Annotated in this window: 20 protein-coding genes and 1 riboswitch; of the genes, 18 read left to right on the top strand and 2 right to left on the bottom strand. The window is 47.9% G+C overall.

Annotation, left to right across the window (positions count from 1 at the left end; all coding sequences use genetic code 11):
• Positions 1–11 precede the first annotated feature (11 nt).
• The 9 genes from EKM92_RS11320 to EKM92_RS11360 all read left to right on the top strand — a co-directional run bounded on the left by EKM92_RS11320 (position 12) and on the right by EKM92_RS11360 (position 6,123).
• Positions 12–341, top strand: coding sequence for a cyclic-di-AMP receptor (locus EKM92_RS11320; RefSeq protein ID WP_125710857.1), 330 nt, complete (start codon positions 12–14; stop codon positions 339–341).
• The gene (gene holB, locus EKM92_RS11325) at positions 341–1,318 is read left to right on the top strand and encodes a DNA polymerase III subunit delta' (RefSeq protein ID WP_125710860.1); all 978 of its coding nucleotides are present in this window, start codon (positions 341–343) and stop codon (positions 1,316–1,318) included. Before EKM92_RS11320 ends, holB begins: the two co-directional genes overlap by 1 nt.
• Positions 1,319–1,440: 122 nt before the next feature.
• Positions 1,441–1,737 carry a type II toxin-antitoxin system RelB/DinJ family antitoxin gene (locus EKM92_RS11330; RefSeq protein ID WP_125710862.1) on the top strand — a complete coding sequence of 99 codons (297 nt, stop codon included), beginning with the start codon at positions 1,441–1,443 and terminating at the stop codon, positions 1,735–1,737.
• Positions 1,734–2,024: a type II toxin-antitoxin system RelE/ParE family toxin gene (locus EKM92_RS11335; protein WP_125710864.1), complete on the top strand. Its 291-nt coding sequence runs from the start codon at positions 1,734–1,736 to the stop codon at positions 2,022–2,024. Before EKM92_RS11330 ends, EKM92_RS11335 begins: the two co-directional genes overlap by 4 nt.
• A gap of 304 nt (positions 2,025–2,328) precedes the next feature.
• Complete coding sequence (locus tag EKM92_RS11340; protein ID WP_125710866.1) at positions 2,329–2,667, top strand: DNA replication initiation control protein YabA; 339 nt, start codon at positions 2,329–2,331, stop codon at positions 2,665–2,667.
• Positions 2,667–3,530, top strand: a complete 864-nt coding sequence (gene rsmI / locus EKM92_RS11345; RefSeq protein ID WP_125710867.1) for a 16S rRNA (cytidine(1402)-2'-O)-methyltransferase — start codon at positions 2,667–2,669, stop codon at positions 3,528–3,530. Before EKM92_RS11340 ends, rsmI begins: the two co-directional genes overlap by 1 nt.
• The gene (locus EKM92_RS11350) at positions 3,527–4,249 is read left to right on the top strand and encodes an acyl-[acyl-carrier-protein] thioesterase (protein ID WP_125710869.1); all 723 of its coding nucleotides are present in this window, start codon (positions 3,527–3,529) and stop codon (positions 4,247–4,249) included. Before rsmI ends, EKM92_RS11350 begins: the two co-directional genes overlap by 4 nt.
• Positions 4,246–4,983, top strand: a complete 738-nt coding sequence (locus EKM92_RS11355) for a sulfite exporter TauE/SafE family protein (protein ID WP_125710871.1) — start codon at positions 4,246–4,248, stop codon at positions 4,981–4,983. Before EKM92_RS11350 ends, EKM92_RS11355 begins: the two co-directional genes overlap by 4 nt.
• A gap of 72 nt (positions 4,984–5,055) precedes the next feature.
• Positions 5,056–6,123 carry an endonuclease/exonuclease/phosphatase family protein gene (locus EKM92_RS11360; protein ID WP_125710874.1) on the top strand — a complete coding sequence of 356 codons (1,068 nt, stop codon included), beginning with the start codon at positions 5,056–5,058 and terminating at the stop codon, positions 6,121–6,123.
• Positions 6,124–6,150: 27 nt separating this feature from the next.
• Here EKM92_RS11360 and EKM92_RS11365 read toward each other — a convergent pair whose 3' ends face one another.
• Positions 6,151–6,801, bottom strand: coding sequence for an endonuclease III domain-containing protein (locus tag EKM92_RS11365; RefSeq protein ID WP_125710876.1), 651 nt, complete (start codon positions 6,799–6,801; stop codon positions 6,151–6,153).
• A complete protein-coding gene (locus EKM92_RS11370; RefSeq protein ID WP_125710878.1) occupies positions 6,779–7,750 on the bottom strand; it encodes an asparaginase in 972 nt (323 codons plus the stop codon). Before EKM92_RS11370 ends, EKM92_RS11365 begins: the two co-directional genes overlap by 23 nt.
• Positions 7,751–8,140: 390 nt before the next feature.
• Positions 8,141–8,235, top strand: a riboswitch (THF riboswitch).
• A gap of 69 nt (positions 8,236–8,304) precedes the next feature.
• Here EKM92_RS11370 and EKM92_RS11375 point away from each other — a divergent pair.
• The 9 genes from EKM92_RS11375 (at position 8,305) to EKM92_RS11415 (ending at position 15,737) form a co-directional block, all read left to right on the top strand.
• A complete protein-coding gene (locus tag EKM92_RS11375) occupies positions 8,305–8,820 on the top strand; it encodes a folate family ECF transporter S component (protein WP_125710880.1) in 516 nt (171 codons plus the stop codon).
• 402 nt (positions 8,821–9,222) lie between these two features.
• On the top strand, positions 9,223–9,945 hold the full coding sequence (gene tsaB / locus EKM92_RS11380) for a tRNA (adenosine(37)-N6)-threonylcarbamoyltransferase complex dimerization subunit type 1 TsaB (protein ID WP_125710883.1): 723 nt from the start codon (positions 9,223–9,225) through the stop codon (positions 9,943–9,945).
• Positions 9,929–10,474, top strand: a complete 546-nt coding sequence (rimI, locus tag EKM92_RS11385) for a ribosomal protein S18-alanine N-acetyltransferase (RefSeq protein ID WP_125710885.1) — start codon at positions 9,929–9,931, stop codon at positions 10,472–10,474. Before tsaB ends, rimI begins: the two co-directional genes overlap by 17 nt.
• A gap of 10 nt (positions 10,475–10,484) precedes the next feature.
• Entirely contained in the window at positions 10,485–11,501 is a 1,017-nt protein-coding gene (gene tsaD, locus EKM92_RS11390) for a tRNA (adenosine(37)-N6)-threonylcarbamoyltransferase complex transferase subunit TsaD (protein WP_125710887.1), read from the top strand.
• A 9-nt stretch (positions 11,502–11,510) separates the two neighbouring features.
• Entirely contained in the window at positions 11,511–12,317 is an 807-nt protein-coding gene (locus EKM92_RS11395) for an HAD family hydrolase (protein WP_125710889.1), read from the top strand.
• A 508-nt stretch (positions 12,318–12,825) separates the two neighbouring features.
• A complete protein-coding gene (locus tag EKM92_RS11400; RefSeq protein ID WP_125710891.1) occupies positions 12,826–13,296 on the top strand; it encodes a GAF domain-containing protein in 471 nt (156 codons plus the stop codon).
• A gap of 2 nt (positions 13,297–13,298) precedes the next feature.
• Complete coding sequence (locus tag EKM92_RS11405) at positions 13,299–13,772, top strand: S-ribosylhomocysteine lyase (protein WP_125710893.1); 474 nt, start codon at positions 13,299–13,301, stop codon at positions 13,770–13,772.
• 16 nt (positions 13,773–13,788) lie between these two features.
• Entirely contained in the window at positions 13,789–14,562 is a 774-nt protein-coding gene (locus EKM92_RS11410; RefSeq protein WP_125710895.1) for an acetoin reductase, read from the top strand.
• Between the two features lie 20 nt (positions 14,563–14,582).
• Positions 14,583–15,737: an aminotransferase class I/II-fold pyridoxal phosphate-dependent enzyme gene (locus tag EKM92_RS11415; protein ID WP_125710897.1), complete on the top strand. Its 1,155-nt coding sequence runs from the start codon at positions 14,583–14,585 to the stop codon at positions 15,735–15,737.
• The last annotated feature ends 5 nt before the right edge of the window (positions 15,738–15,742 follow it).

Below are 15,742 nucleotides of genomic sequence, written 5' to 3' on the forward strand. Positions count from 1 at the left end.
GGGGACTCATCATGAAAATGATCATGGCCATCGTGCAAGACAAAGACGCCAATTTGTTAAGTAGTGAATTCATCGACAACAACGTTCGGGCGACGAAATTGTCGACCACTGGCGGCTTCTTGAAATCTGGGAACACCACTTTTTTGATCGGGATCGACGATGATCGCGTGGATGAAGTGTTGCAGATCATCAAAGACACCTCGCAAACCCGTGAACAATTCATGACCCCACCGGTAAACCTTGATGCCACTAGCGATTCGGCGATGGCTTATCCGATCGAAGTGCAAGTCGGCGGCGCGACTGTCTTTGTCTTGCCTGTCGAAAGCTTCCACCGCTTCTGATGCAAATCGCAGAGTTACAGCCCAGCTTGGTCAAACAATTTGCCGCGATCATCGACCGCAATCAACTGGGACAAGCATACGTCTTCAGCGGCGTGGCCGGCTCTGGCAAAGCACAGCTGGCAGAGTGGATCGCACTGCGCTTATTTTGTCAAAATGTCCAAAATGGTCAACCTTGTGGTCAATGTCCTGAATGCCAGCGGATCTTAAGTCACAACCATCCAGATGTGGTGGTGCTCGCCACTGAAGCGCGGAGCTTGAAAGTCGATGATGTCCGCGGCCTCAAAGCTGAGCTGACGAAATCAGGGGTTGAAGGCCAACAACGTGTCTTCGTGATCCAGCAAGCAGAGAAAATGACCCCAGGGGCTGCCAACAGCTTGTTGAAATTCTACGAAGAACCAGTGGCAGGGGCGACGATCATTTTAACAACGACAGCGAAGAATCAATTGTTGCCGACGATTTTGTCGCGAGCGCAGATCATTAACTTCCCAGAACCGCCAGTGGCGTCGATTCAATCACAACTTGAAGCTGCAGGGGTCGATAAGAAGTCGGCAGCGCTGGCCGTGAAGCTCACTGCAGATGTTGCGCAGGCTCAAGCTTTAGTCGCGGATTCTGAGTTTCAAAGTCGCGTCCAAGCAGTGTTGAATCTCGCCGCGCAACTGGCTAATCGCGATGCGTCGGCGTTTGTGTCGGTGCAATCAAGCTTGTTGCCCACTGCCAAAGCTTTGCCGGAACAAAATCAAGTGTTAGCCTTGCTCGCGTTAGTTTATGAAGATGCGCTGAATCATCATTTTGAAGTTGAGAGTCAATCGACATTTGTCGGTGAAGCTGTGGTCAAGCAACTTGCCGGGTTATCCAGCAAAGTGTTGACCAAAAGCTTGCAAGCGATCCTCGCTGCACAAGTGCGGCTACGACAAAACGTGACGTTTCAATCTGCCACTGAAGCGTTGATCTTACAACTGTTAGCAGCTGAGTCTTAGGACTTGGCTGCTTTTTTATGTTACACTCAAAATGGTAGATACGTTGCAATATGCATGCTATATGTTGACAACTGCATTTCATCTGCTAGAATTCAAACTATAAACTCAAAGGGGGCGTTTAGATGTCTTCGACGAAATCAACACCAAAATCTGAAGTGCGTGTCACAGTTCAAACCCGTATCGATAAAGAAACTAAGGATGCGGCGATGACGGCTTTTAAGGCGATGGGGATGGATATGAGTACGGGAATCAGTATTTATCTCAGTCAAGTTGCCCATGATCAACGGTTACCGTTTACACCAAGTGCCGCAGATCCATTAGATGCAACCTTAGCTGATGCCCTTGCCGACGTTAAGGCAGGTCGCGTTGAGCACGCTGATGATTTTGCCGCGTACAAAGCAGCGATGGATAAGCTATGAGAGCAGTCGAATTTACCCACACGTACAAAAAACAGTACAAGCGATTAAAACGTGCCGGATGGAATATGGATCTGCTTGATCATTCAGTTGAAGTCTTGCTGACGGAAGACGTTGCAGAGCTTGAACGTCTATGGGATCATCAGTTGACTGGGAAAAAGAAAGCCTTTCGTGAGATTCATGTAGGTCAGCGAGCCAGCGACTGGGTGATCGAATATGAAATCACAGAAGCTGGAACCGTGGTGTTACTGTTGCAGACAGGATCGCATAACAAGGTCTTAGGATTGTGAATCTTGAAGATGAGTCATGATATGCTGAATTTATCTGCGACACGCTTTCAACGAAGCCACGATGAAATGATGTCGTCTTCCGTCCTAAAATTCACAATAACGATGCCCACCGACAATTTTAGTCGATGGGCATCGTATTTTATTGCTAACAATCTTGATAAGGATGTTTTGTTGAATCAAAGGTGCGCTGAAACATCTAGTGATTCGACTGAAGTCGTTCACGTTGTAATGCGGACGTGTGGTTAGCCAAGGCCTGTTCGTATGCTATACTGGAACTATCATATTCACACAAGAAGGGGAGCACATGGAGAAAAAAGATCTCTATGACGGATTCGTCGAGCTAGAACAACAAACGCAAGCGATGTTAAGTAAACTCGCAGGCTTGAAGCAAAATATGGCGCAATTAGTCGAAAAAAACGCCGAACTAGAAATTGAAAACCGGCATTTGCGTGAGCATTTACAAGAATTGCAAACCAGTGCCGATCACAAATCTACCGGTGCTGTTGAGCTGTCCAAATCAAAGCTCAACTTAGAGAACCTTTATGAAGAAGGCTTTCATGTGTGCCCATACTACTATGGCCAACGCCGCATCGATAATGAACCTTGCGCGTTTTGTGTCGACATTATTTACGGGGAGCGCTAATGCAAAATCAACACAGTTTTGACCAACATGATAGCGGCACGCTTTTTTTGGTGCCGACGCCGATCGGCAATTTAGATGATATGACGGTGCGCGCAGTCAAAACGTTGCAAACCGTTGATTTGATCGCCGCAGAAGATACCCGCAACACCCAAAAGCTGTTGAATCACTTCGACATCGACACTAAGCAGATCTCATTTCACGAACACAATACCCAACAGCGGATTCCTGAATTGATCGCGAAGCTTCAATCAGGATTATCGATTGCCCAAGTCTCTGATGCGGGGATGCCGTCAATTTCAGATCCTGGTAAAGAACTCGTCGCCGCAGCCATTGAAGCGAACTTACCAGTAGTGCCACTGCCTGGGGCTAATGCGGCAACCACAGCCTTGATCGCTAGCGGGTTAGCGCCACAACCATTTATGTTTTACGGCTTCTTACCACGTAAGGCTTCTGTGCAAAAGGCTGAACTCACCAAACTCGCCAAACAAGAACAAACGGTGATTTTCTATGAATCCCCTTATCGCGTGGCGAAGACCTTAACTGCGATCCAGGCGATTTTTGGTGATCGCCAAGCGGTGCTTGCTCGCGAGTTGACGAAGCTTCATGAAGAATTTATTCGTGGCAGTTTGTCTGAGTTGATCGACTGGGCCATTGAATCTGCCCGTGGGGAATTTGTGATCATGGTGCAAGGCGCAACGCCTCAAGAGCCGGTCGTATCAGACGTGCCATTAGTTGAACAAGTCCAAGCATTGATCGACGGCGGCGACAAACCGAATGCTGCGATCAAAGCAGTCGCCAAGACTAACGGCTTGAACCGGCAACAAGTTTACAACGCTTATCACGGATTGGAGGACGCTGAATGAAGTACACCGAACCTTACACGATCCCATTTTTCATGGCGACGCAAAAAGGGACTGCCAGCTTAGCGACGTTAGTCAATGCGATGTTGATGGGGTCTGAACATCAACTCGACCAAGTCGGTGCCGGGATGACGCAAGTATTGTCGCGCGGGATCGGTTGGGTGATCACCCAATATGAACTCGACGTTAAACGGATGCCTAAAGTCGAAGTGCCGGTGATTTTAGGGACAGAAGCCACCAGCTACAATAAGTTGATGTGCTACCGCGATTACTGGTTAGAAACTCCTGATGGCGAGCACTTAGCAACGATGCGCGGTGCTTGGGTGATGATGGACTTAAACGCTCGTAAAGTGGTGCCAGTGGTCAAAGACTTAGTTGAAAAAGTCGGTGCCCCATACTCGACGCATGTTGAACGTTTCAAGCGTCTCACCAAAATTGATCGCGTCGATCGCACGCGGGAGTATCCCGTGCGGTATTTTGATATCGATCCTAATGGTCATGTGAACAATGTGCATTATTTTGAATGGATGGAAGACTCCCTTGGTGCCGACTTCTTGTCAACGCATGAACTTGCCAGCATGAAAATTAAATATGCCAAAGAGTTGCCAGTTGATGCGACGCCAAGTGCCCAAGTGCAAATCGAAGGCCTCAACACCTATCATCAAGTCGTGACTGACGGCGTGATTAACGCTGAAGCAGAAATGACGTGGCGCAAGCGATGAGTTGGATCTTCGTGGTGCTGTTTGCCGCAGTGCTTGCCAGTTTGGTGCAAGGGGTCACCGGGTTTGGTTCTGGGATCATGTTGATGATCTTCTTGCCGACGCTTTTGCCGATCGGGCAAAGCGCTGGGGTCTCAACGCTAACGATGTTGATCGCCGAAGTGGTGTTGGTGTGGCGCTATCGTCATGCGTTGCAATGGCGGCGGCTACCGATCCCGTTTCTCGTGTATGCGAGTGTGGCGACGTGGTCGGTGCATCTGGGACAGATCTTGCCGACCCATTTTCTCAAAGGATTGCTTGGGTGTTTGTTGATCGTGTTATGTTTGTATTTCACCTTCAACCGTGCCGCTGGAAATAAACGGATTCCGTTGTTGGTGAGCGTTGGGTTTATGATCATCTCAGGGTTTTTCAACGGGTTGTTTGGCATCGGCGGACCGCTGATGGCGCTGTACTTCTTAACGCTAGCCAAATCTAAAGAAGAATATCTTGTTAGCATTCAAACCTTTTTCTTGATCGATACTTTTTACGTCACCACTGTGCGCTTTGCCAACCATGTGTTGAGCTTTGCAGACATGAAATATGTTGTAGTGGGGATGATCGGTGCGGTGATCGGGACGATCATTGCCAATCGCATCGTCGATCACTTGAATGTCGCGATGATCACGCGAATCGTTTACGGATTTATCGGCGTCGCTGGGGTATATTATTTGAGTACTGCGATATTCACCGGTGCATAACTTTTAAGCTGAGAACTTGTCCACAGGGGATAAGTTCCCAGCTTTTTGTGACAATAAACGCGGAGGTGCGTGATGAAAAAATGGGTCAAAGCTTTAGGTATCGGGGTCGGTGGCGTGGTGCTAGTCGCAGGCGGGTACGTGGGCTATTTGTTTGCGAGTTATCACCGCGAGGCCGACGACTTGCCGCTAAAAGTTGCGCATGCCCGACAAGCTAAGTTGTCCACTGATCGCGAGTATACTGCGATGTCTTACAACATCGGGTATGGCAGTTATCCCCAAAGTTACAGCTTTTTTATGGACGGGGGTAAGTATTCGCGCGCGTATAGTCCCCAAGCTGTGGATAAAAGTTTAGCTGGGGTGGTGAAAACCACTCATTTGGTGGCGCCAGACATTGCGTTTTATCAAGAAGTCGATGTCGATGGTGACCGCTCGCAACATGTCAATGAAGTGACGAAGCTGGCGGCAGGAATGCCTGCGTATTCCAGGGTGTTTGCGCAAAACTACGATTCAGCGTACTTGTTTTATCCATTTAACCAACCGATCGGCGCTGCGAAGTCTGGGTTAGTGACCTTGGCGAAGGCGCCGATCACTAGTGCCCGGCGGTATTCGTTGCCTGTGGATACTGATTATAATAAGTTGATGGATCTCGATCGCGCCTTTTCCATGAGTCGCGTGGCAGTCGCTAATGGCAAGTCGTTAGTGTTGGTGAACATTCACTTATCAGCATTCACACCAAATCATGCGGTGCAAGAAGCACAATTTGCCAAATTGTTCAAAGCCATTGCCAAAAGTTATGCCCAAGGCGATTATGTGATCGTCGGCGGGGATTATAATCACCGCGTTATCCCCAATGCACCTAAAGTTTTCCACACTAGTGCAAAACCGCAGACTTGGACGCATCCTTTTCCAGTGGATCAGTTGCCAGCAGGGTTTACACAACCAACGACAGGACTTGCGGCAGCGGCAATTCCATCAGCACGCGGCTTAGACAAACCTTGGGATCCGGCAAAAAGCTTTAAAACTTTGATCGACGGGTTCATCGTCTCACCGAATGTTCAGGTTCATCAGGTACAAGTGGTGGATACTGATTTTAAGTATTCCGACCACAATCCGGTCAAAATGACTTTCAGCTTAAACTAAAAAATAGTCGTCGCAAATTTGCGGCGGCTATTTCAATGTTAAGGTGAATTGTGCAAGCGGACTTTGGGCAAAATCTTCGGGAGTCTTCACGGTTTTTCCGAAATTATCGATCAACCCGTGAAACTCTTGGGCGTCGATCAAGTCCCAACCGTCAACTTCGTGAGTGTGAACTTTGAGTTTGGCATACGTTTGAAAGTCTTGTCCTAACCAACTGAATAAGCGGCGACAGTAATTGTCAGCGATAAAGGTCGGTTGATCAAACACATATAACCGCATCGCGTCGGCGGTTTCTTCACCTATGCCAGGAAGGGCGAGGAGTTGTTGTCGCAAACGCTGAGGGTCAGTGGCGGCGACGGCGTCTAAATCAAAGTTTGCATGTGCCAACCAACTGAATAACCCATTGATCGTGCGACTTTTATTGCGGTAGAAACCGCTGGGACGGATCAAAGTTTGTAAGGCATCGATCGAAAGGTCGGCGATGGCTTGTGGGTCAAAGTTTGTGGCGTGGCGTAAGTTATCCAGCGATTTATCCACATTTTGCCAGTTGGTGTTTTGAACTAAGATGGCACCGACGAGAATTTCAAATTTTGAATCTGCCGGCCACCAGCCACTGGGACCGAGTAAATCGACTAATTCATGATATAAGCCGTTTAAATCAAGAGATCGCGTTGTCGACATACTTCGCGAGCTCCTTTCCAGTTTTGCCAGCAGAAACGCCGACGATCAATTTGATCCGGGCTTTTTGACCGTTGAGGCCTTGGCAGAAGGTGACGCCCATTTTTGCAAGTTGCGCACCGCCACCTTGATAATCATAGAAGCCTTCAGCGACCCCGTTGAAACACCGCGACACTAACACCACAGGAATGTTGCGATCTAACAGGCGTTGCAACCCTGGTAGCGTTTCTGGCGGTAAGTTCCCAGCACCAAGCGCTTCGATCACGAGGCCTTTGGTGTCGTCGGGCAGTGCATCAAATAACGTGCTGTCCATGCCGGCATAAGCTTTCAATAAGAACACTGGGGCTTGGAGTTCATCGATCGGCAAAGCCACTTGATTGATCAACTCTTGGAAAAAGCGCACGCCAGCTTTGGTGACTAAACCGATCGGCCCAAAGGTTGGGGTGCGGAACGTCGCAACATTGGTGGTGTGCGTTTTGGTGACGAAGCGTGCAGTGTGAATTTCATCATTCATCACCACTAAGCAGCCTTTGTTGCGGGCAGCAGGGGTGGCGGCAGTGCGGATCGCAGACACATAGTTGTAGCTGCCATCAGCGCCGACTTCATTGCTCGAGCGCATTGCACCGGTGACGACGACTGGGATCGTGGCATCAAGCGTCAAGTCTAAGAAATAGGCGGTTTCTTCTAAGGTATCGGTACCATGGGTCACCACGATGCCGTCGATGCCATTAGCTTCTGCTTGGCGGATCCGTTTAGACAATTCAAGCATTCGTTGCGGCGTCATGTGTGGGGATGGCAAGTTGAAGAAATCTTCAGAGGTGACTTCAATGTCTTGGCCGACTAAATCTTGTAGTCCTAACAAAGGATTTTCAGCGTTAGGCGAAACGTCGCCATTTTCATCTTGGCTCATTGCGATGGTGCCACCAGTATGCAAGGCTAAAATATGGGTCATACGATCCCTTCTTTCAAAAAATAAGTGTATCAGAATTTGCGGTATAAAAAAACACTTCGCAGCTGGAAGTGTTATTTAAGGGAAGCTTTCGCAAGCGAAAGCGGTATTGCGGTTTGGTTACTAATGGCTACTATACGCCGCGATAGTTAAATTCAATGTTGCTGGCAGTAGCAAAGTTAAAATAATTTCGTGTGAGAGATTTAACGTGGCTCTCATAAAATGTGATTTTATTTAAATTTTAACGGAATAAATCATCGTGCGATATTTTAAATATAAACATTTCCGAACGTATTAAAAATATTTATCCCACTTTTTGCCAAGAATGTCGGATAACTTTGCTATTGTATTTTAAAACGTACGGGTTATGATGGATAGCGTACTACAAAAATCTAAGGAGTAGAACTTGTTGCGTTAAGTGCTAGTGGAACGGAATGTGAACACTAGACGAAAGCAATTGCTGCGGTAACAAGTTCGCATTCGCCAAATACGTTGATGTCAGGGGTGCGCGCCTCCTGTGTCAATTGCGGCGTCTCCACCAAAGGGGATAGTCTGTTATGCAATTATCATTTAGAACGCCTAAGCTCACCACCAAAACCTGGGTCAGCTTAGCAATGTTTATGGCCATGGATCTGGTGTTACGCCGCTTTAGTTTCGGAACTAGTTTTGTCAAACTTGGCCCTGCCTTTATTGCCACGATCATCATGGCTTACTACCTGGGACCATGGATCGCAGCTGTCGGTGCGGCATTATGTGATCAAATCAACGTGTTGATCTTTTCACCAGGGGTCAATTTCTTAGGCTTTACGCTTACCGCGATCACTGCGGCGATCATTTACGGGTTGTTTTTCTACCAAAAGCCAGTGCGGTTGTGGCGTGTGGCCTTGGCAGTGTTAGCCGTGACCTTGTTATGCAATGTGTTGATGAACACCTTGTGGCTGCAAATGATGGGGACTCCTTGGCAAGGGATCATCGTCGTGCGGTTGATCAAAGACGCGATCGTTTACCCGATTCAAGTGGCTGTGTCTTACGCCGTGCTTAAAGGCGTCTCGCGTGTGAAACCAACGTTATAAAGTTTCTGAAAGTCGTCGACAGACGGCTTTTTTTGTTATACGTGGTTTACAATTGGGACTCCAGCTGGTTGGCGCGACGTGGAGAGGGTCCTCAGGGAAGCTAGTCTGGATGTCTCGCTACGCTCGTCACCAGCCGGATCTTCCCTTGCGGAATCCTATAAGCGACAAGTCGCTAACAGGATTCTCACCACGTCGCACCAACCAGCTTCCGTCTCAATTGCAAATCACTAAGTCATCGGTACCTGAGAACAACGAAATAAGGCGTTCTGGCCGCTAGCCGCAGCGGCAGCTGATCTCGTTCACCGTCGTGATGCCTAATGCTGGAGATCACAGATTTTCCCATTCCGCGCAAGTTTGCTGAAAAATGTTATAATAGCACAATAAAATCACTCGGAGGCAGACATGTATTTATTAGCTCTTGATACGTCCAATCAAACCATGAGCGTCGCGGTAATGCACGACCAAACGCTTTTAGCCGAAACGACGATCAATCACAAAAAAACGCACAGCGAACAACTGCTGCCAACGATTCAAAACTTACTGAAACAATCCGACTTGACTGTCGATCAAATTGACCGCATTATCGTTGCCGAGGGTCCAGGTTCTTATACTGGTATCCGCATCGCCGTTACTACTGGTAAGACGTTGGCGTATACGCTAAACAAAGAACTCGTCGGGGTGTCTAGCTTAGCGGCATTGGCAGCTGGGGTCACCGACACTGAAGCGTTGATCGTGCCATTGATGGATGCCCGCCGTCAAAATGTATTCGCCGGTGTGTATCAATGGGTGAACGGTGAATTGATCAATGTCGTGGAAGATTCGCATTTGCCGCTGACGCAATTACTTGAAGAAGTTCGCGTGTTGCGCCAACCAGCCGTGTTTGTCGGTGCAGACGTTGAGAAATTTGCTGAAGAGATCCGCGCAACGCTAGGCGCTAAAGCAAATCTTGCCGATCCTTTGCGCGCCTATCCTCGGGCGAGTCGCATCGCCTTGCTGGGGATGCACGCCAAGCCGGTGTCTGTATTTGATTTTGTCCCAACGTATTTGCGCGTCACCGAAGCCGAACGTAACTGGTTAAAGACCCATTCAGATGAAGGACATGAGCCTTATGTTGAGAAAGTTTAAAGACTGGTTTGAAAACAATCCCCCAGAGAGCTTGGCGTTTACTGAAGAAAAAGCGCTGATCCACAACCGCGAGTTCACATTGCGGCGGATGACTAACAGTGACATCGATGCGGCGTTGGCAATCGAACGGGCCGTATACAATGATACGCCTTGGGATCGGGTGGCCTTTTTATCAGAGTTACACAAGCGGCAACACAGTTTGTATTTGGTGTTGGCGTTGCCGAATGATGGTATTGTTGTCGCGTTTGTCGGATGCACCTTTGCCAAAAACGAAGCCCATGTCACCAATATTGCGGTGGACCCGAATTTGCAACATCAAGGGTTGGGACGTTATTTAATGTTGTGGATGATCGCCAAAGCTAGAGATTTTGGCAGTGATCAACTGACCCTTGAAGTCCGCACCGACAATGCCATCGCCCAAGCGTTATATCACGAGTTAGGATTTCACGATGGCCGCATTAAAAAAGGGTATTATGTCGCCCATCATGAAGACGCCATGGATATGTGGCGGCAGTTGAATGAGGAATAAGGAGAACATCTTGAGTCAACCGGAATTGATTTTAGCCTTTGAAAGTAGTTGCGATGAAACAAGTGTCGCTGTCATTAAAAATGGCGACACGATTTTAAGCAACATCATTGCCACCCAAATCAACTCGCATAAGCGCTTTGGTGGCGTGGTACCAGAAGTGGCCAGTCGCCATCACGTTGAGCAAATTACTGAAGTGATCGACTTGGCGATGAAAGAAGCAAAAGTCACTTATGAAGACCTTGATGCCGTGGCAGTGACTTACGGTCCAGGGTTGATCGGATCGTTATTGATCGGTGTCACTGCCGCTAAAACGGTGGCTTTTGCGCATAACTTACCATTGCTCCCGATCAATCACATCGCCGGCCATATTTATGCAGCGCAATTGGTGAAGCCACTAGTTTATCCTTTGTTAGCGTTAGTGGTTTCCGGTGGGCATACCGAATTAGTGTACATGCAATCCGCCGGAGACTTTAAGATCATCGGCGATACCCGCGATGACGCTGCTGGTGAAGCTTATGATAAAATTGGCCGCGTCTTAGGCATCAACTATCCTGCCGGCAAAGAAGTTGATCGCTTAGCACATTTAGGTCAAGATACCTTCAACTTCCCACGAGCCATGGATGATTCTGAAGATCTCGACTTCAGTTTCTCTGGGTTAAAGTCCGCGTTCATCAACACGGTGCACCATGCGGATCAAATTCATGAAACCTTGAGCCGCGAAGACTTAGCGACGAGTTTTCAAGCGGCAGTGGTTGATGTGTTGACTCATAAAACCTTGCGTGCTTTGCATGATCATCCCGTTTCACAACTTGTCGTTGCTGGCGGTGTTGCCGCTAACCTTGGGTTGAAAGAACGGTTGACCAAAGAACTCGCCAACACCGATATCGACTTGATCGTCCCGCCACTGCGTTTATGTGGGGATAATGCCGCAATGATCGGCGCTGCGGCGCATGTGGCTTTAGCGAAGAAACAATTCGGCAGCCTTGATCTCAGTGCCGATCCTGGATTAGACTTTGACCACGCTTAAGGAGCTTTCATGATTCAAGCGATTGCCACTGATCTCGATAGTACCTTCATGCATCACGGCATGACGATTGCCGCGTTAAATACGAAAATGGTTCGCGCTGCGGTTAACGCCGGGATCCATTTTGTCGTGGCGTCTGGCCGGCAAGCCCCAGCGATCGGTCAAGTGATGACGAAAGTCGGAGTGACTGGTGCTAAAGTTTGTTTAAATGGTGCTTATGTCGAAGATGAGCGTGGTCAAACGTTGGTTGCCAGTGCGATTGCTCATGACCGCATCACCCAGCTATTCCAACTTGCTGTTGCCGGCCACACCAATTTGATGTTATACCGCAAAAAAGGCGTGTTTCGCTATGATGTGACCAACAATTTGATGTGGCATGCCGCATTTTTGATGCATGGCAAAGGGTATAACCATTTATTTAAGACGTCAGCGCGGATGTTGAAGTTGTTAGCCACCGACGAGGTGTACAAAGTCGGCTTCAATCATCCTGATCATGCGGTATTGGTGAAGATCCATGACCAATTGGTGCATGAACCGGTATCGATGGTGTGGGCGTCAGCGAATTTCTTAGAGATCACCAACCTTGGCGTGAACAAATTATCCGGTTTAAAGGCTTTAGCGGCGACTTGGCACACCGATGTTCAAGATTTCGTTGCCTTTGGTGATTATGAAAATGACCTTGCGATGATTGAAGGGGTCGGTTACGGTGTCGCCATGAGCAATGCGATCCCTGAAGTGAAACAAGTTGCCAATACGGTGGTGGATAATCACGATCATGCAGGGGTTGGGAGAATGTTACAGGCGTTGCTGGCAAATTAATTTTTGTTATTTAATTGCATCATACGAGTTATTGAAGGCGCTCGGTTACCTCATAGGTAGACGGCGCTTTTTTGTTGGCAAAGCGTGATGAATAAATTAAATAATCGTGTTGTTTTGATGAACTTTTTTTAATTTAGGGGTTGACGAATTGGCTTGTGCGACGCATAATCAAAAACAATTAATATATGCAAACGACAAGATGAGTAAGTCAGGCGCGGTTTAAAGAGAGTCGCTGGGTGGTGTAAAGCGATAACGGCAAGGGATTGAAGATGGTCTTGAAAATCGTTTAGGCGTCGAGCGTAAGTGAGGCGACTACGGGTACTCCCGATATCGAGTTAAGGTATGCACTGACTCAGTAAGTTCCGAATCCCTGACGAATTGTTGTACCCGAAGCGCGCAAATTCGTGAGGAATTTGCGAATAAAGGTGGTACCGCGGAAAAACACTTTCGCCCTTTGATCAATGATCAAAGAGCGGAAGTGTTTTTTTGTTCTTTAAAGGAGTTACCTATGACTGAAAAATCTAAACGTTATGACTTGTTGGTCCAACAAGCACAAAGCTTATTAGCGGGTGAATTCGACCTTGTTGCGAATATGGCAAATCTTGTTTCGTTAGTCTTTCACGAATTGCCAGACCTGAATGGGACCACGTATTATCGCTTCGTTGATGGCGAGTTGATCCTTGGGCCTTTCCAAGGTAAGCCTGCTTGTATGCATATTCCAGTAGGTCGCGGGGTGTGTGGCACTGTCGCGGCGACCCAAAAACCAGAAGTTGTGCCAGATGTTGATCAATTCGTCGGCCACATCGCTTGTGACAGTGCTTCCCGCTCAGAAGTCGTGGTCCCAGTGTTTCGCCACGGAAGCTTCTGGGGCGTGTTAGATCTCGATAGTCCCAAGTTGGATACATTTGATGATGTCGATGCCAAATATCTCAGCGAAATTGCTGAAATCATTTTTCCAGAAAATCAAAAGGAGTCTTAATTATGGCAAAAGTTGAAAGTTTCACCTTAGATCATACGAAAGTCAAAGCCCCATATGTCCGCTTGATCACTGAAGAACACGGCCAAATTGGCGATTTGATCTCAAATTACGATTTACGTCTGGTACAACCAAACGTTAATGCGATCCCAACTGCCGGGTTACACACCATCGAACATTTACTTGCTGGGTTGTTGCGTGATCGCTTGACTGGGGTGATCGATTGTTCCCCATTCGGTTGTCGTACCGGTTTTCATTTGATCACTTGGGGGCAACACAGCACCACAGAAGTCGCGACTGCATTGAAAGCGGCTTTGCAAGATATTGCTGACAAAATCACTTGGGACGATGTCCAAGGCACTGACATTTATTCTTGTGGCAATTACCGCGACCATTCCTTATTTTCCGCCAAAGAATGGGCCAAGAAAATTCTAGCAGAAGGCATTAGCGACGATCCGTTCGTTCGCCACGAAATTTAATTTGGAGGAAAACAACATGACTCAAAACTTAGCAATTGTCACTGGTGCCGGACAAGGCATCGGCGAAGGGATCGCCCGTCGCTTAGCTAAAGATGGCTTTGCCATTGCTTTAGCAGATATTAACGCCGAAACCGTGGATGCGGTCACTGCAGATTTAGCAGCGCAAGGATATCCTGTGAAGGCTTATCACTTAGATGTCGCTGATCGCGATGCTGTGTTTGCATTAGTTGATCAAGCAGTTGAAGATTTTGGTGATTTAGCTGTGTTTATCAACAATGCCGGTGAAGCCTTCATTGATAAATTTGTTGATTCTGATCCAAAGCTAGTTGAACATTTGATCTCAGTCAATTTGCTGGGGACTTATTGGGGCATTCAAGCTGCTGCGACGCGCTTTTTAGCGCAAGGTCATGGTGGTCGGATCGTCAATGCCGCTTCACTGGCTGGGGTTGAAGCTTCAGCTTTGCAAAGTGCTTATTCTGCTTCTAAATTTGGGATCCGAGGCTTAACGCAATCGGCGGCTAAAGAATTAGCGAAAGATCAAATCACCGTCAATGCATATAACCCAGGTATCGTGCGCACCCCATTGCGCGATGGCATCGACAAGAAAACCGCTGCGATCAAAGGGTTAACGGTGCCGCAACAACAAGCCAACTGCTTGACGGAAATTGGTTTAGGTCGTGAAGGCACCCCTGAAGATGTTGCCAACTTAGTGTCATTTTTAGTGGGACCTGATGGCGGCTACACCACTGGTCAATCGATTCAAGTCGATGGTGGGATGCACTACTTATAAATTGAAGGAGGCAAAGAACAATGGAATTTCACCCAGCAACTCGTATCGCTTCAGTCCCGAAAAACTTCTTTGCCAAACTCGACCAAGTGGTGGCGAGTCTCCCAGATCATGCAAACGTCATCGACTTAACTAAAGGTAATCCTGATTTACGCACCCCAAAAGCAATCGTTAACGCGTTAAATCAGGCCAGCACTGAATTTGAAAATGGTCGCTACACTGATGTCGCTGGCAAAGCAAGCTTACGCCAAGCCATCGCTGCATATTATCAACGACTATACGGGGTGGCGGTTGATCCTGACACGCAGATCTTAGCAACGAATGGGTCATGCATTAGTTTATCGGCATTGCCGCAAGTCTTTTTAAATCCTGGGGAGTATGTGATCACCACAGATCCTTGTTATCCCGAATATTATGCAACAGTCGCGCAAGCTGGCGGAAAGTTATATCAGTTGCCGATCAATGAAGGCAATCACTTTCTGCCAGACCTTGATTCAGTGCCAGCTGACGTGTTGGCAAAAGCGCGGATCTTGTTATTGAACTATCCGAATAATCCCACTGGTGCAACGGCGACAACGGCATTTTTCCAACAAGCGATCACCTTTGGTCGTCAACATCAAATACTGGTGGTTAACGACTTTGCCTATGCGGCGATCGGTTTTGATGAAGCGCCGATCAGTTTACTTGCGCAACCAGGCGCATTAGATGTGGCCATTGAGTTGAACACCTTGTCCAAAACTTACAACATGGCGGGCTGGCGCGTGGGCTACACCTTAGGTAATGCCAGTGCGATGGCGGCGTTAAAAGCTTACCATGAGCACACGTACAGTACGATTTATGGGGCCGTGCAAGATGCCGCGATCGTCGGTTTAAATGGGGATCAATCATCAGTTGCGGAAATTCGTGACACTTATCAAAAGCGTCGCGATGCGGTATGTGCAGGCCTTGATGAAATCGGTTGGCAATATGTCTTACCACAAGGCGCCTTTTATGTCTGGATCAAAGCACCCAATGGTTTAAGTGGTGAAGCCTTTACGCAATTGTTGCTGAAACAAGCACAAGTGGTGGTGGCGCCTGGCATTGGCTTTGGCGCTGAAGGTCAAAACTATGTGCGGATCAGTTTAACGCAACCGCTAGCCGTGTTAAAAACCGTATTGCAACGGTTTCGTCAAGTTTAGGAGGG

It is taken from the genome of Lacticaseibacillus porcinae (genome assembly GCF_003946305.1).
GTDB lineage: Bacteria > Bacillota > Bacilli > Lactobacillales > Lactobacillaceae > Lacticaseibacillus > Lacticaseibacillus porcinae.

Excerpts from the sequence above, each read along its gene's own strand:
- EKM92_RS11320 (WP_125710857.1), top strand. The coding sequence starts at position 12 with ATGAAAATGATCATGGCCATCGTGCAAGACAAAGACGCCAATTTGTTA.
- holB (WP_125710860.1), top strand. The coding sequence starts at position 341 with ATGCAAATCGCAGAGTTACAGCCCAGCTTGGTCAAACAATTTGCCGCG.
- EKM92_RS11330 (WP_125710862.1), top strand. The coding sequence starts at position 1,441 with ATGTCTTCGACGAAATCAACACCAAAATCTGAAGTGCGTGTCACAGTT.
- EKM92_RS11335 (WP_125710864.1), top strand. The coding sequence starts at position 1,734 with ATGAGAGCAGTCGAATTTACCCACACGTACAAAAAACAGTACAAGCGA.
- EKM92_RS11340 (WP_125710866.1), top strand. The coding sequence starts at position 2,329 with ATGGAGAAAAAAGATCTCTATGACGGATTCGTCGAGCTAGAACAACAA.
- rsmI (WP_125710867.1), top strand. The coding sequence starts at position 2,667 with ATGCAAAATCAACACAGTTTTGACCAACATGATAGCGGCACGCTTTTT.
- EKM92_RS11350 (WP_125710869.1), top strand. The coding sequence starts at position 3,527 with ATGAAGTACACCGAACCTTACACGATCCCATTTTTCATGGCGACGCAA.
- EKM92_RS11355 (WP_125710871.1), top strand. The coding sequence starts at position 4,246 with ATGAGTTGGATCTTCGTGGTGCTGTTTGCCGCAGTGCTTGCCAGTTTG.
- EKM92_RS11360 (WP_125710874.1), top strand. The coding sequence starts at position 5,056 with ATGAAAAAATGGGTCAAAGCTTTAGGTATCGGGGTCGGTGGCGTGGTG.
- EKM92_RS11365 (WP_125710876.1), bottom strand. The coding sequence starts at position 6,801 with ATGTCGACAACGCGATCTCTTGATTTAAACGGCTTATATCATGAATTA.
- EKM92_RS11370 (WP_125710878.1), bottom strand. The coding sequence starts at position 7,750 with ATGACCCATATTTTAGCCTTGCATACTGGTGGCACCATCGCAATGAGC.
- EKM92_RS11375 (WP_125710880.1), top strand. The coding sequence starts at position 8,305 with ATGCAATTATCATTTAGAACGCCTAAGCTCACCACCAAAACCTGGGTC.
- tsaB (WP_125710883.1), top strand. The coding sequence starts at position 9,223 with ATGTATTTATTAGCTCTTGATACGTCCAATCAAACCATGAGCGTCGCG.
- rimI (WP_125710885.1), top strand. The coding sequence starts at position 9,929 with ATGTTGAGAAAGTTTAAAGACTGGTTTGAAAACAATCCCCCAGAGAGC.
- EKM92_RS11395 (WP_125710889.1), top strand. The coding sequence starts at position 11,511 with ATGATTCAAGCGATTGCCACTGATCTCGATAGTACCTTCATGCATCAC.
- EKM92_RS11400 (WP_125710891.1), top strand. The coding sequence starts at position 12,826 with ATGACTGAAAAATCTAAACGTTATGACTTGTTGGTCCAACAAGCACAA.
- EKM92_RS11405 (WP_125710893.1), top strand. The coding sequence starts at position 13,299 with ATGGCAAAAGTTGAAAGTTTCACCTTAGATCATACGAAAGTCAAAGCC.
- EKM92_RS11410 (WP_125710895.1), top strand. The coding sequence starts at position 13,789 with ATGACTCAAAACTTAGCAATTGTCACTGGTGCCGGACAAGGCATCGGC.
- EKM92_RS11415 (WP_125710897.1), top strand. The coding sequence starts at position 14,583 with ATGGAATTTCACCCAGCAACTCGTATCGCTTCAGTCCCGAAAAACTTC.